This is a genomic window from Streptomyces sp. TLI_053 (assembly GCF_900105395.1).
Taxonomy (GTDB): domain Bacteria; phylum Actinomycetota; class Actinomycetes; order Streptomycetales; family Streptomycetaceae; genus Kitasatospora.
In genome coordinates, this window is sequence record NZ_LT629775.1 from 3,159,363 (window position 1) to 3,172,114 (window position 12,752).

The following is a 12,752-nucleotide window of genomic DNA, read 5'->3' on the forward strand; positions in this document are numbered from 1 at the left end:
CCCGGTGAAGGGGACACCGCGTCAGGGCGGCCATTTGCCGACCGTATTCGAACCCATGACTCAACTTTTGCCATGTCCCCACAGGTCACACCGCCGGCCGGGCTCCGGCCACCCCCCGTTCGGCGCCCGGGAGGGCCGCCGTTCAACCGGCCCGGGCCCCGACCGCCCGCCGCCCGCCCGGGCCGGCCACCCGGCCCGCTCGGCACCCGACCGGCTCAGCACCCGGCCCGCGCCACCCGCCACTGCTCCCAGGCCGCCAGCCACAGCTGCTCACCCATCCGGTGCTCCCCTCGCTCCCCGCTCCGCACCCGCTGCCAGGCCCGCTGCGCCGGAAGGCTCGCCACCTCGCTGGCGAACACCGAGTACCGGATCGACTCCTCCACCGCGGCGTCGCCCTCGGGTGTCCCCACCACCCAGTGCGTCAGCTGGGACAGCCGCCGGAGCTGCTCCACCATCGCGGCCACCGCCTCCGCCGCTTCCGGCCTGCTCTCCGAGGCGAGCCGCATCTGCTGACGCACCGCCGCCTCCCACCGCAGCGCGCCCGCCTCGGCGCGCGCCCCCCGCTGCGGCCGCGGCGGCCGCCCGGACCGCAGCCGGGCCTCGACCGCGGCGGCCTCGCTGATGCCGTGCGCGATCACCTCCCGGTGCGCCTCCAGGCCGCTGACCGGGGCCAGCTCGCGCCGCTCCACCGGCAGGCAGCGGCCGCGCCGGGCCGCCAGCTCGCGCAGCAGCGCGGTACGGCCGCGCAGACAGCTCTCGGGGTCCTGGATCCGGGCCAGTTCGACGCCGCCCGGCGGCACGCCGCGCCCGCAGACCGTCACGGTCAGCCCGTCCACCCGGAACCGGCCCGCCCAGACCGGCTCGGCGCCGCCCATCGGGCAGCAGCCGGGCAGCGGCGCGCCGGACCACAGGCCGCGCCGGTCCTCGTGCACCTCGACGGCGTGCGCCCGGCCGTCGACGGTGATCCACTCGCGCAGCGCCCTGACCCGGCCCGGGGTGTCGCCCTCGTCGACCCCGAGCTGCTCGTAGACCCGGTCGCGCTCGTCCTCGACCACGTCCTCGAGCTCGGGCAGCGGCTCGTACCGGTCGGCGCCCGGCCGGTGGGTGCGCACGGTGACGTAGGGGCCGGACGCCGAGGCCCAGTCGCCGGTGCCGACCTCGATCCAGCCCGGGGCCGGATCCGCGCCGCCGCCGAACGCGACCAGCGCGACGGGACCCCCCGGCCCCGTCGCGGGCACCACGCCGTACAGCGGGAAGTCGGCCGCGTCGAGCGTCCGGCGGGCGAGGTCCTCCTGACCGCCGAGGAACTCCTCCAGGTCACCGACCCGGCACTCGCGCGGACAGTCCCCCGGGCGGCCGCACGGGTCCACCGTGCCCGCACCGTCCCCGTACCGACCGCTCCGACCGCCTCCGCTCGCCCGCGTCATCCCGCGCCGCACCCCCTGTCCTCGCCGTTCCCGCCGTGCCGTAGACCCCGGCAACGATACGTGGCCCGACCTGCCGGGTCATCAGGCCCTTTGCGCACCCCCGCCGATCGGCCGCCGCCGGCCCCGTCCGGCCCGTCCCGCCGGACGGCCCTGCCCGGGGCGCCGCTGTCGGTCCCCGTCCCTACGCTGGCGGCATGACAGCAACCACGGACTTCCCGGCCCGGCTCAGCATCGTCACCCTCGGCGTGGCCGACCTCGAGCGCAGCGCCCGCTTCTACGAGGCCCTCGGCTGGCACCGGTCCGCCGCCTCCAGCCCGGAGATCGTCTGGTTCCGCACCGCCGACTCCGTGCTCGGCCTCTTCCCGCACGAGGAGCTGGCCGCCGACGCGGGCGTGCCGTCCGCGGGCGAGCCGGCCTTCCGGGGCGTCACCCTGGCGGTGAACCTGGAGTCCCCGGCCCTGGTCGACGCCGCGCTGGCGACGGCCGTGGAGGCCGGCGCCGTGGTGGTCAAGCCGCCGGCGCCGACCGGCTGGGGCGGCTACTCCGGCTACTTCGAGGACCCGGACGGCCACCTCTGGGAGCTGGCCCACAACCCGTTCTTCCCCTTCACCGAGGACGGCTCGCTCGACCTGCCCCGCTGAGCCCCCGCCCGCCGCACCACCTGCCGGCGGGGGCGGGGGGCCTGTCGCCCCTCAGCCCTTGGAGCGCGCCTTGAACGCCGCCTTGCGGGCCTCCTTCGCCACCGCCCGGTCGGGATGCATCTCGCCGACCGCCTCCAGCACGTCCGCCGTGTACGGGTGGTCGACCCGCCACAGCTCGCCCAGGTACTCCGCCGGATCCTTCGTCACCGGCAGCTCCGCCACCAGCTCGCGCAGCTGGTCCGGATCGCCGCCGGTGTCCAGCAGCTGGGCCGCGAAGGCGTCGACGACCGTCCACAGCGCCGTCGCGCGGTCCGGGGCCGGCACGTCCGCCGCGCCGAGCGCGACCAGCCAGGACGCCGCGCCGCCACCCAGCTCCGGATCTCCCAGCACCTCCCGCACGGCCGGTTCGGCGGGCGCGCCGAGCAGGGTCAGCGCCGAGTGGCAGAGCATCCGCCGCATCGGGGCGTACGCGTCGTTGCCGCGCGCCGCCTCCAGCAGCTCGCGCGCCGCCTCCACCGGCTCCCGTCCTTCGAGCCAGACCTTCAGCTCCTCCTCGGGCAGCACATTGGCGGCCTCGCTGACGCCGCGGAGCAGCTCGGCGGCGTCGCCCCCGGCCAGGTCGCCGACCAGCGGCGCGTCGTAGCCGTCCTCCAGCAGCCACTGGCGGATCCCGTACTGGCCGAGCGGGGTGAGCCGGACCAGTCCGAACCGGGCCGACTCCGCCTCGTCCAGTTCCGCCGGCTCGCCGTCCGGGCCGGCCCCGGTCGGCTCCTCGCCCTCCTCCTCGTCGAAGAGCTCGGGGTCGATCGGCCGGTAGTCCAGCAGACCCAGCTCGGAGAGGTCGGCGAGCATCGGGTCCAGCGCCACCATCACGTCGGTGATGTCGCCCAGCAGCTCGTCGCTCGGCTCCTCGCCCTCGGGGACGACCAGCAGCGCCGCCAGCACGCCCAGCGGCACCGTCTCGGTGCCCGGCTCGGCGAAGGCCGTGGTCTCGTACAGCACCTGGAGAGCCTCGTCGAGCAGTTCGGCGGCCTCGTCCCTGGCGTCCTCGACCTCGCCGAGGCCCTCCTCGTCCTCCTCCGCCTCGGCGTCCCCGTCGTCCTCCCGCTCCAGCTCCTGGGAGTCCGCCTCCACCGCCAGCTCGCGGACGATCCCGGCGGCCGTCAGCCACAGCTCCAGGACGGTCTCGGGGTCGCCCTCCTCGGCCGGCTCCAGGTCCGGGCCCGGGACGGCCACGTGCTCGCCGGCCGCCGTGGTGCCGATCTCGACGAGGTCCAGGTCGCAGGCGAGCGACCAGGCGCGCATCGCCTCGACCACCGCCTCCTCCGGCCCGTCCCCCTCCTCGGGGGCGAGACCGAGCAGCCGGGCGGCCGGGAGCCGGTCCGGGGCGGTCAGGTCGCCGAACTCGTCCACCGCCCGGTGCGGGGCCGCCCAGCGGGCCAGCCGCAGCGCCCAGTCGAACATCGGGACGGCCTTCGCCAGCGCGGCCAGCTCCGTCTCGGCCGGCAGCCGGACCGGTGGCACCAGCACCGCCGCGTCGTCGAGGTCCTCGTCGTCCAGTCCGTGCGCGGCGAACGCGCCGTACAGATCCTGGAGCTCCAGGTCGGCGGGCAGCACCGCGCCCTCACCCGGGGTCCCCGCCGCCGAGGGGCCGGCGTTCCTGCGACGTCGTGCGGCCATCGTTGCGTGTTCTCCCTACACCGAGCTCCACGGGCTGCACCGAGCGGTCAGCCGGGCCTGGCCCGCGGAGATCAGCTCCGCGTACCGGCCCACTACCTCAGCGTATAGGCCGGGCACCCCCGATGCCCGGCCTCGAGGGGCGCGCGCCGTCGGCGCGCGCCCACCCCTTATCCTTCGAAGTCGGTACCGCGCACAACCCCGCGCGCGCCGACGGGCAACGTAGCCCCGCTCTCGCTCACCTGCACCACCAGGGAGCCCGCACCGAGGCCACCACCACAGCGCCCAGGACGGGCGCGCCGGCACACCCCGCCGACCCGCGTGGTGCCCGGCCACAGGAGACCCCTGCCATGGCGGACCTCTCCCCCGCCGGCTCCGGCCTGCGCACCGCGCAGCTCGACGGACGCCGACTGTCGGAGGCCCTGCTTCCCCTGGAGCTCGCGCCCCGCGCCCAGCTCCGGCTCGCCGCGATCAGCCGCTGGAACGCGCTGCGCGGTGTCCGCGTCGGCCTCGTGGCCGCCGGCCTGCTGCTCATGCTGATCGGCGCCAATCTGGCGACGCCGATCTACCCGATGCTCCAGCAACGCCTCGGACTGGGCCCGCTCGACACCACGATCCTCTTCACGGTCTACGTGTTCGCGCTGGTCCCGGTGCTGGCCGTGGTCGGCCACTGGTCCGACCACCTCGGCCGACGCGCCCTGATCCTGCCCGCCGTCGCCCTCGCCGCCGCGGGCGACGTGGTCTTCGCGACCTCCGGCAGCTTCTGGCAGCTGGCCGCCGGCCGGGCCGTCCAGGGCATCGCCGTCGGCCTGTCCACCGGCGCCGCCGGGGCCGCCCTCGGCGATCTGATGCCGGACCGCCCGACCCTGGCCGCCAAGCTCACCCTCGCCTGTTCGGCGGGCGGCGTGGCGCTCGGCCCGGTCGTCGGCGCCCTGCTCGCCAACGGCGCCGACCCGCTGCTCACGCCCTTCCTGCTGCACGCGATCGCCCTGCTGGCGCTCTGCGTGCCGCTGGCCCTGGTCCACCCCCGGATGCCCGGCCGCAACCGCCCGCCGGCCTCCCCGCCGCGCATCACCACCCCGGCCCACCTGCGCCCGCAGCGCCTGCGGCTGCCGCGCACCGGCCGCCGCGAGTTCCTGCTGGCGGCCTCGGCCGGCTTCGTCTCCTACGCGGTGTTCGGCGTCTACCTGAGCCTGGCCCCGGCCTTCTCCGCCAAGCTGCTGAACACCGACTCCCGCCTGGTCGGCGCGATCGTCGCGGCCCTGCTGCTCGGTTCCTCGGCGCTGGCCCAGCTGGTCGTCCCGCCGACCGCCGACCGCCTGGTCATCGCCCTCGGCATGGCGGGCCTGGCGACCGGCCTGGGCCTGGTCGTCACCGCCCAGTACACCGGCACCCCGGCCCTGCTCTTCATCGGCAGCGTCCTGGGCGGCGCGTGCCAGGGCATCGCCTTCCGCTCCCTGTTCACCACCGCCGTCGCCGCGATGGACCCCGAACGCCGGGGCTCCGAGCTGAGCTCCCTGTGGGTCATCGTCTACCTGGGCTCCTCGCTCCCCATCGTCGCCGTCGGCGCCCTCGTCAAGGCCTATGGCCTGCTCCCGGCCACCAGCGGCTTCACCCTCCTCGCCGCCGGCCTCTGCGCCGCCCTGGCCCTCGCCGTGGCGCGCCGGCCCAAGGCCGCCTGACACCCTGCGCACGAACGCCGCTGCCCGGGACCTCCTCCGAAGCCCCGGGCAGCGGCATTTCCGCCACCGGGTGAACACCCCGCGCATCATCTGCTTCGTTGAGCAGTTCTCCCACCGTTCCCCACCGTCCACCCCCCACCCGCCCTCCGGCGGGTGCCCACCCCAACCCCGCCCGCACGCCGCCGAGCGGACGCGCGGGCGCCGATGCCGCAGGGAAACGCACCTCCGGGAACGAGAGGGCACAGGGGACCGGGGGGCCGAAGACCGACAAATAGCACGGCAGCCGTCTCCCAACCCCGCCTCCAGAAACAGGATCAGCTACCCCCTCCACTGCTGAGTGCGTCACCCCGCGAAGTAGCACGAACCCCAGCGCGGCGAGGTCCTCAGGCAAGCGGCGTTCCCCAGGCTTACGCGCTCCAGGGCTTCCAGGCATCCGTGTCGATCTCGATGCTGAACGGCTCCGGCAGCCGGACGGCCTCGCCGAACTTCCACTCGCCCAGGACCTCGTACGTGGCCTCGGCCTTGTTCGGCTCACCGAACAGCTTGACGCCGGGCTGCCGCGGGTCACGGTCGACCAGAAGGTAGAACGGCACCCCACTCCGCGCGTAGCCGTTCCACTTGGTCGGCTTGACCTGCCGCCCGAACATGGGGCGACGGTCGTGACGGGCGTTCGACGGCGATGTCACCTCGACCACCATGGCAATGTCGTGCGGATAGAGACGAGCGATATCCCCGGCCAGCGCGCGTTCCTCGACCTCTGCATGCACGATGACGAGATCCGGAATGTAGCCGTCGCCCGTCTCGACCAGATCCAGTTTGACCCCCTGCATTGCCCGCCACGGATAGGACGGGTCCGGCACAGTGGCACGTGTGAACGGCCGGTCGATGTGTGCGAGGAACACCGCATGCGTAACTACCGACGCCGGTGACACAACGATCTCCCCTCCGACAACCTCCACCCGCGTACCGTCGTCCGGGAGCCGGAGGTACTCCTCCAGTTCCCCCCGGACCCACATGGCGTACGGCGAATCAGGCAGAAGCAACTGCGCGAACGCAACCACTGACATGACTTCGCTCCCTCCGAGGTCGCGGCACCAGCCTGGCCGCCCGGTCGCAGATATACCACTGCCGCCCGAACCGTTCCCCCGAAGGAGCGGTTTGGGCGGCAGTGGATTGACCTTCGGGCCGTCCGTCGGACGCGGCGCGGCGTGAACGGTCCGCCCGCCCGTGGAAGCGGGTACCTTCCGGGTACGGCCGTGCACCCGGAAGGGGACCAGGGATGACGCAGTGGACCGACTACACCACGGGCGAGCGCATCAAGCTCCTGCGCGGGCCGGACATGACGCAGGAACAACTCGCGGAAGCGTCAGGCCTGTCCGTAGCGACGATCCGCAAGGCCGAACGCAACCTCGGTGGCAGCCTCCAGACCCTGCTTCGCATCTCGGCAGCGCTGCACACGGATGTATCGGTGGTCCTCGGCCAACAGGCTCCCCGTCGCGCGATGCAAAGCGCAGACCGGGCGATGATGCGCGCACTGTCCCGCGCCGTTCACGACACCGCCGCCGGCGTCGGCATCGACGTACAGCCCCCGCCGTCGGCCGACCTCGCGGCCGGACTGGCCGCCGCTTGGGAGGCCTACCGCTCCGGCGACTACGTGGGCGCGGGGGTCCGCGTCGCCCCGGCGCTGCGTGAGGCCGCCGCCGCGATGAAGGCGGCGCCGGTCGACCGGACGGGTACGGCAGCAGGCATCCTCGCCGACGCCTACCGGCTCGCCGCCTACGTGGCGAACCAGTTCGGCGCGCGTGATCTCGCGTACGCCGGGATCGGCCATGCGCAGCACGAGGCCGACCGTACCGGGGACACCGCCCGGTCGGCCATGGTGGCGTCGGGCCGATCGTGGATCTACCTGCGGGACGCCCGCCTCGACCAAGCGGGGGAGACCGCCCGCATGTCGTACGAGTCAATCGAGCCCCGGTACGGAGATCGCGACCTCGGGATGCTCGCCACCTACGGATGGCACGTGACCTTCGCCGCCGTCGTCGCCGCCCGCCAGGGGGACGTGGACGGTGCCGACGATCTGCTGTCACAAGGGCACGCGGTGGCGGCGCGGATGGGTCGCGACGTCATGGTGAACGGCACGGCGTTCGGACCGGCAACAGTTACGGCGCAGGCGATCGGCATCTCCGTCTCTACCAGTCGGCCGGCAAGAGCGCTCGGCCTGTTCGCATCGCTCGCCGACACGAGTTCACTCACCCCGTCGGCGCGGAACCGGATGATGCTCGACGTGGCGCTCGCCCAGGCCGAGACCCGGCAGTCCGACACCGCCCTGGACACCCTGCTCGATGTGTGCGCGGCCGCGCCCGGCTGGGCTCGCCATCAGGGACTGCCCGGCGTGATCGCGCAGAAGGCGAGCGCGGGCAGCGCCACCACGGCCAAGCTGCGCAAGCTCTCGTCCATCCTCGGAACCTCCGTGATCATCAGCTGAGGAGTGATACGCAGCGTCTCACTCGACGCCTGTACGACTTCGAGAAGTGACACCTCCCGTCCGTTCACGACCAGTGGCCAAGTCGCGACAGTGAGTGCATGTCGACGCCCCATCGCCCTTGCCTCTCGCTCACGCGTGTGCCCTCCACCCCGGCCACCCTCCGACTGCCGTACGCCCCCGAATCCGCCCGCGCCGCCCGCCTCCTGGTTCGCACCAAACTCACCGAGTGGAACGTTCCGCGCCTGATCGACGATGCCGAGCTGATCGTGTCCGAGCTGGTGGGCAACGCGGCGAGGACCGGCTGCCGGGCAGCCATGATGGTCGGCATCCGGCGCGCGAGCTGCGACACCGTGCGACTGCTGGTCTCGGACGGGTCAGCGAGCCTGCCGGTACTGATCGATGCCGGCCTGGATGCCGAGTCCGGCCGGGGGCTGTTCCTCGTCGGCCTTCTCACCCAACAGCGATGGGGTGTGATCCCCTGGCCGCGCGGCAAGGTCGTCCACGCCACTCTCTCCGTTTCCACCGGCATTTGAAGACGCCCTCCAAGACGCCCACCCCCAAAGTCCGGTCGAAACATCGGCCGGCTTTTCCCCGGGCCAGTCGGCCCAGCCCCAGGTGACCCGCCCGACACAGCCGCATCTGATCCACGTCAACTCGGCTCCACGGAAGGATTGATGGATGAGTGACTGGGAGTTCGTGAAGGACAGAACCGCCACCCGAGGCGCGGTGTGGAGGTCGGCCGACGGCCTGCTCTACAAGCGGACCGGCGGCGAGGACCTGCGAGCGGAGATCGAGTTCCAGGAGCTGGCTGCTGGCCTCGGTTACCCGGTGCCGGAGATCATCGACAGCGGCTCGGAGGACGGGCGCTACTTCGTCGTCGAGCACGCCATCGGCGACACCTCGCTGCACGAGGAGGCGCTGGCCGACGCCAGGCGGGACGGTCAGGTCAGCTACCAGGTCATCAGCACGGCGGCCGCCGTCGCATCGAAGCTCCTGCAGGCCCAGGCGAGGCACCCCCTCCCCGTTACGCAGTGGTTCGCGAAGGCGGCCTTCGCGGCAGAGGTCTTCGAGGAGAACCCGGACCTCGACACCCCGCGCGTCCACGAAGCGGTCGAGCACGCCCTCGACCGGCTGGCCCGGCTCCCGATGGCGCACGGGCATCTCGACTACGGCCTGCCCAACGTCCTTCGGGCCGGGGTCATCGACTGGCAGCACCACGGACCGGTCCCGCTCGGCTACGACGTCTACCCCGCGCTCGACATCGTGGCCTTCAAAGGCGGCGGCAAGGGCTACAGCATCACACCGGAACAGCGCACCGCCTACACCGGCGCACTCGACGAGACCACCACGTCTCTGATCGGGCAGCGGGTCAGCGAGCACCTGGGCGACTTCCTGCTCGTCAAGTGCTTCTTCTTCCTCGCCCTCATGCGACCCACCGACCCCGCACGGCAGGACAAGCACATCAAGTGGCAGTACCGCCGTGCCCTCTTCACGATGGGGCTTGATCAGTACGAGTCGTCCGACACAATCGACACCGGCACCTTCCCCACCCTGGAACGGTTCACCGCCGAACACCGGTAGGCCGGTTCTGCGCGATCCGGTCCGAACCGCGTCTGCGCCCGGGTGAGACCGAAGCCGCCGAACTCGCGCCCCTCGTCGCCCGGTGGCTGGAGCGCGGCTCGACCCGGACCGACCTCGCCCACGCATTGCTGCCGGGCCTGCCCGTCCCGATGCACTCGGCGGCGGTCGCGTGCCGCCCGGCCGGGCGGCACGCGACCGGGCCCGGGGTGGGCACCCGCCGGGAGGCGGGTGGGGGGTGGACGGTGGGGAACGGCGGTAGAGCTGCTCGACGACGGAGTCCCACGCGGGTGCACCCCGGAAACGCCGCTGCCGCGCGAACCGAGGTTCGCGCGGCAGCGGGTTGACGATCCATGGGCCTCAGACGTTGAAGCCCAGGGCGCGGAGCTGGTCGCGGCCCTCGTCGGTGATCTTGTCCGGGCCCCACGGCGGCATCCAGACCCAGTTGATCCGCAGGTCCTTGACCAGGCCGTCGGTGGCGGTCCTGGCCTGGTCCTCGATCACGTCGGTCAGCGGGCAGGCCGCCGAGGTGAGGGTCATGTCGATGGTGGCCACGTCGGCGTCGTCGATGTGGACGCCGTAGATCAGGCCCAGGTTGACGACGTCGATGCCCAGTTCGGGGTCGACGACGTCCATCAGGGCCTCGGTGAGGTCCTCGACGGAGACGGTGCCGGCGCTGGTGCCGACCGGGCCGGCCGGGGTCTCCTCCGCGGGGGAGGTGGTCTCTTCGGTCATGGCGGGTGTCCTCCTCTGCGGTGTCAGTCGGTGGCGGGGTGCTCGGCGAGGGCCTTGGCGGTGGCGTCCTTCCAGGCCATCCAGCTGAGCAGGGCGCACTTGACCCGGGCCGGGTACTTGGAGACGCCGGCGAACGCGACCGCGTCCTCCAGCACCTCCTCGTCGCCCTCGCCCTGGCCCTTGCTCTGCATCAGCTCCAGGAAGGCCTCCTGGACCGCCTGGGCCTCGCCCACGGACTTGCCGACCACCAGGTCGTTCAGCACCGAGGCACTGGCCTGGCTGATCGAGCAGCCCTGGGACTCGTAGGAGACGTCGACGACGGTGGAGCCGTCGAGCTTCACCCGCAGGGTGATCTCGTCGCCGCACGTCGGGTTGACGTGGTGCACCTCGGCGTCACCGTCCCGCAGCCCCTTGCCGTGCGGGTTGCGGTAGTGGTCCAGGATGATGTCCTGGTACATCGAGTCGAGCTTCATGTCGCGTGCCCCGTCCTCAGCCGAAGAAGTTCCGGACGTGGTGCAGGCCGTCCACGAGCGCGTCGACCTCGCCCGGCGTCGAGTACAGGTAGAACGACGCCCGCGTGGTCGCGGGAATTCCGTACCGCAGGCAGACCGGCCGCGCGCAGTGGTGGCCGACGCGCACGGCGATGCCCTGCTCGTCCAGCACCTGGCCCACGTCGTGCGGGTGGATGTCGCCCAGCGTGAACGAGATCGCCGCGCCGCGGTCGACGGCCGTGCGCGGGCCGATGATCCGCAGGTCCGGGACCTCGAGCAGCCGCTCGATCGCGTACTCGGTGATGGCGTGCTCGTGGGCGGCGATCCGCTCCATGCCGATGCCGGTCAGGTAGTCGACGGCCGCGCCCAGCCCGACCGCCTGGGCGATCGGCGGGGTGCCGGCCTCGAACTTGTGCGGCGCCGGGGCGTAGGTGGACGAGCCCATGGTGACGGTCTCGATCATCTCGCCGCCACCGAGGAACGGCGGGAGGTCCTCCAGCAGCTCCTGGCGGCCCCAGAGCACGCCGATGCCGGTCGGCGCCAGCATCTTGTGGCCGGTGAAGGCGACGAAGTCGGCCTCCAGCGCCTGGACGTCCAGCACCATGTGCGGCGCGGCCTGCGAGGCGTCGATCACGACCAGCGCGCCGACCGACTGGGCCTTGCGCACGATCGCCTCGACCGGGTTGACCGTGCCGAGCAGGTTGGAGACCAGGGTGAAGGAGACCACCTTGGTCTTCTCGGTGATCAGCTCGTCGATGTTCGACAGGTCGAGCCGGCCCTCGTCGGTCAGCCCGAACCACTTCAGCTTCGCGCCGGTGCGCTGCGAGAGCAGCTGCCACGGGACGATGTTGGAGTGGTGCTCCATCTCCGTGATGACGATCTCGGACTCGGCGTCCACCCGGTACGGCTCGTCCGCCCAGGTCAGCATGTTGGCGACCAGGTTGAGCGACTCGGAGGCGTTCTTGGTGAACACCACCTCGTTGCGGCTCGGCGCGTTGACGAACGCCGCGACCTTGTCCCGGGCGCCCTCGTACAGCGCCGTGGCCTCCTCGGCGAGCACGTGCACGCCGCGGTGGACGTTGGCGTTGTGCCGCTCGTAGTAGGCGTTCAGGGCGTCGAGCACCTGGCGGGGCTTCTGCGAGGTGGCCGCGTTGTCCAGGTAGACCAGCGGCTTGCCGTCGTGCAGCAGGCGCTGCAGGACCGGGAAGTCCTTGCGGATCGCGTCGGTGTCGAGCAGGCCGGGCAGGACCGCCGACTCGTGCGTGGATGTCACTCGGACGCGCCACCCTTCACATAGGCCTCGTAGCCCTCCGCCTCCAGCTTGTCGGCCAGCTCGGCGCCGCCGGACTCGACGATGCGGCCGCCCGCGAAGACGTGGACGTGGTCGGGCTTGATGTACCGCAGGATGCGGGTGTAGTGGGTGACCAGGAGGGTGCCCACCTCCCCGGTGGAACGGACCCGGTTGATGCCCTCGGAGACGACCCGCAGCGCGTCGACGTCCAGGCCGGAGTCGGTCTCGTCGAGGATCGCGATCTTCGGCTTGAGCAGCTCCAGCTGGAGGATCTCGTGGCGCTTCTTCTCACCGCCGGAGAAGCCCTCGTTGACGTTGCGCTCGGCGAACGCCGGGTCCATCTGCAGACCGGCCATCGCCTCCTTGACCTCCTTGACCCACAGCCGCAGCTTGGGGGCCTCGCCGCGGACGGCGGTGGCGGCGGTGCGCAGGAAGTTGGAGACCGAGACGCCGGGGACCTCGACCGGGTACTGCATGGCCAGGAAGACGCCGGCCCGGGCACGCTCGTCGACGGACATCTCCAGGACGTCCTCGCCGTCCAGCAGCACCGAGCCGCCGGTGACGGTGTACTTGGGGTGGCCGGCCAGGGAGTAGGCCAGGGTGGACTTGCCGGAGCCGTTCGGACCCATGATGGCGTGGGTCTCGCCCTGCTTCACGGTCAGGTCGACGCCCTTCAGGATCTCCCGGGGACCGTTCTCGGCCTCGACGGAGACGTGCAGGTCGCGGATTTCAAGGGTAGCCATGT

At 72.5% G+C, this 12,752-nt stretch carries 12 protein-coding genes; 5 read left to right on the forward strand and 7 right to left on the reverse strand.

All coding sequences use genetic code 11. From position 1 onward, the window contains the following. Positions 1–215: 215 nt before the first annotated feature. Entirely contained in the window at positions 216–1,370 is a 1,155-nt protein-coding gene (locus BLU95_RS12395) for a hypothetical protein (RefSeq protein ID WP_093860074.1), read from the reverse strand. Positions 1,371–1,621: 251 nt separating this feature from the next. Here BLU95_RS12395 and BLU95_RS12400 point away from each other — a divergent pair, with 251 nt between their 5' ends. Further along, positions 1,622–2,068, forward strand: coding sequence for a VOC family protein (locus BLU95_RS12400; RefSeq protein ID WP_093860075.1), 447 nt, complete (start codon positions 1,622–1,624; stop codon positions 2,066–2,068). A 51-nt stretch (positions 2,069–2,119) separates the two neighbouring features. Here BLU95_RS12400 and BLU95_RS12405 read toward each other — a convergent pair whose 3' ends face one another. After that, the gene (locus tag BLU95_RS12405; protein ID WP_231978535.1) at positions 2,120–3,748 is read right to left on the reverse strand and encodes a hypothetical protein; all 1,629 of its coding nucleotides are present in this window, start codon (positions 3,746–3,748) and stop codon (positions 2,120–2,122) included. A gap of 347 nt (positions 3,749–4,095) precedes the next feature. Here BLU95_RS12405 and BLU95_RS12410 point away from each other — a divergent pair, with 347 nt between their 5' ends. After that, complete coding sequence (locus BLU95_RS12410; protein WP_093860076.1) at positions 4,096–5,427, forward strand: MFS transporter; 1,332 nt, start codon at positions 4,096–4,098, stop codon at positions 5,425–5,427. Between the two features lie 407 nt (positions 5,428–5,834). On the opposite strand, the gene BLU95_RS12415 is transcribed toward BLU95_RS12410, so the two are convergent. Further along, positions 5,835–6,494 carry a Uma2 family endonuclease gene (locus BLU95_RS12415; protein ID WP_093860077.1) on the reverse strand — a complete coding sequence of 220 codons (660 nt, stop codon included), beginning with the start codon at positions 6,492–6,494 and terminating at the stop codon, positions 5,835–5,837. A 212-nt stretch (positions 6,495–6,706) separates the two neighbouring features. On the opposite strand from BLU95_RS12415, the gene BLU95_RS12420 reads away from it, so the two are divergent. The 3 genes from BLU95_RS12420 (at position 6,707) to BLU95_RS12430 (ending at position 9,493) form a co-directional block, all read left to right on the forward strand. Next, positions 6,707–7,912, forward strand: coding sequence for a helix-turn-helix domain-containing protein (locus tag BLU95_RS12420; protein WP_093860078.1), 1,206 nt, complete (start codon positions 6,707–6,709; stop codon positions 7,910–7,912). A gap of 98 nt (positions 7,913–8,010) precedes the next feature. Beyond that, the gene (locus BLU95_RS12425; RefSeq protein WP_159424870.1) at positions 8,011–8,445 is read left to right on the forward strand and encodes an ATP-binding protein; all 435 of its coding nucleotides are present in this window, start codon (positions 8,011–8,013) and stop codon (positions 8,443–8,445) included. 145 nt (positions 8,446–8,590) lie between these two features. Then, positions 8,591–9,493, forward strand: coding sequence for a phosphotransferase (locus BLU95_RS12430; RefSeq protein ID WP_093860080.1), 903 nt, complete (start codon positions 8,591–8,593; stop codon positions 9,491–9,493). Positions 9,494–9,850: 357 nt separating this feature from the next. Here BLU95_RS12430 and BLU95_RS12435 read toward each other — a convergent pair whose 3' ends face one another. Genes BLU95_RS12435 through sufC form a run of 4 tightly spaced genes read right to left on the reverse strand, consistent with a single transcriptional unit; the run spans position 9,851 to position 12,750 of the window. Then, positions 9,851–10,225 (reverse strand): metal-sulfur cluster assembly factor, encoded by a 375-nt coding sequence (locus BLU95_RS12435; RefSeq protein ID WP_093860081.1) that lies wholly within the window; start codon positions 10,223–10,225, stop codon positions 9,851–9,853. A 23-nt stretch (positions 10,226–10,248) separates the two neighbouring features. Further along, positions 10,249–10,698 carry a Fe-S cluster assembly sulfur transfer protein SufU gene (gene sufU / locus BLU95_RS12440; RefSeq protein ID WP_093860082.1) on the reverse strand — a complete coding sequence of 150 codons (450 nt, stop codon included), beginning with the start codon at positions 10,696–10,698 and terminating at the stop codon, positions 10,249–10,251. Between the two features lie 16 nt (positions 10,699–10,714). Then, on the reverse strand, positions 10,715–11,962 hold the full coding sequence (locus tag BLU95_RS12445; protein ID WP_173862256.1) for a cysteine desulfurase: 1,248 nt from the start codon (positions 11,960–11,962) through the stop codon (positions 10,715–10,717). A gap of 23 nt (positions 11,963–11,985) precedes the next feature. Next, on the reverse strand, positions 11,986–12,750 hold the full coding sequence (gene sufC / locus BLU95_RS12450) for a Fe-S cluster assembly ATPase SufC (RefSeq protein ID WP_093860084.1): 765 nt from the start codon (positions 12,748–12,750) through the stop codon (positions 11,986–11,988). Positions 12,751–12,752 lie beyond the last annotated feature (2 nt).

Excerpts from the sequence above, each read along its gene's own strand:
- BLU95_RS12400 (WP_093860075.1), top strand. The coding sequence starts at position 1,622 with ATGACAGCAACCACGGACTTCCCGGCCCGGCTCAGCATCGTCACCCTC.
- BLU95_RS12405 (WP_231978535.1), bottom strand. The coding sequence starts at position 3,748 with ATGGCCGCACGACGTCGCAGGAACGCCGGCCCCTCGGCGGCGGGGACC.
- BLU95_RS12410 (WP_093860076.1), top strand. The coding sequence starts at position 4,096 with ATGGCGGACCTCTCCCCCGCCGGCTCCGGCCTGCGCACCGCGCAGCTC.
- BLU95_RS12415 (WP_093860077.1), bottom strand. The coding sequence starts at position 6,494 with ATGTCAGTGGTTGCGTTCGCGCAGTTGCTTCTGCCTGATTCGCCGTAC.
- BLU95_RS12420 (WP_093860078.1), top strand. The coding sequence starts at position 6,707 with ATGACGCAGTGGACCGACTACACCACGGGCGAGCGCATCAAGCTCCTG.
- BLU95_RS12425 (WP_159424870.1), top strand. The coding sequence starts at position 8,011 with ATGTCGACGCCCCATCGCCCTTGCCTCTCGCTCACGCGTGTGCCCTCC.
- BLU95_RS12430 (WP_093860080.1), top strand. The coding sequence starts at position 8,591 with ATGAGTGACTGGGAGTTCGTGAAGGACAGAACCGCCACCCGAGGCGCG.
- BLU95_RS12435 (WP_093860081.1), bottom strand. The coding sequence starts at position 10,225 with ATGACCGAAGAGACCACCTCCCCCGCGGAGGAGACCCCGGCCGGCCCG.
- sufU (WP_093860082.1), bottom strand. The coding sequence starts at position 10,698 with ATGAAGCTCGACTCGATGTACCAGGACATCATCCTGGACCACTACCGC.
- sufC (WP_093860084.1), bottom strand. The coding sequence starts at position 12,750 with ATGGCTACCCTTGAAATCCGCGACCTGCACGTCTCCGTCGAGGCCGAG.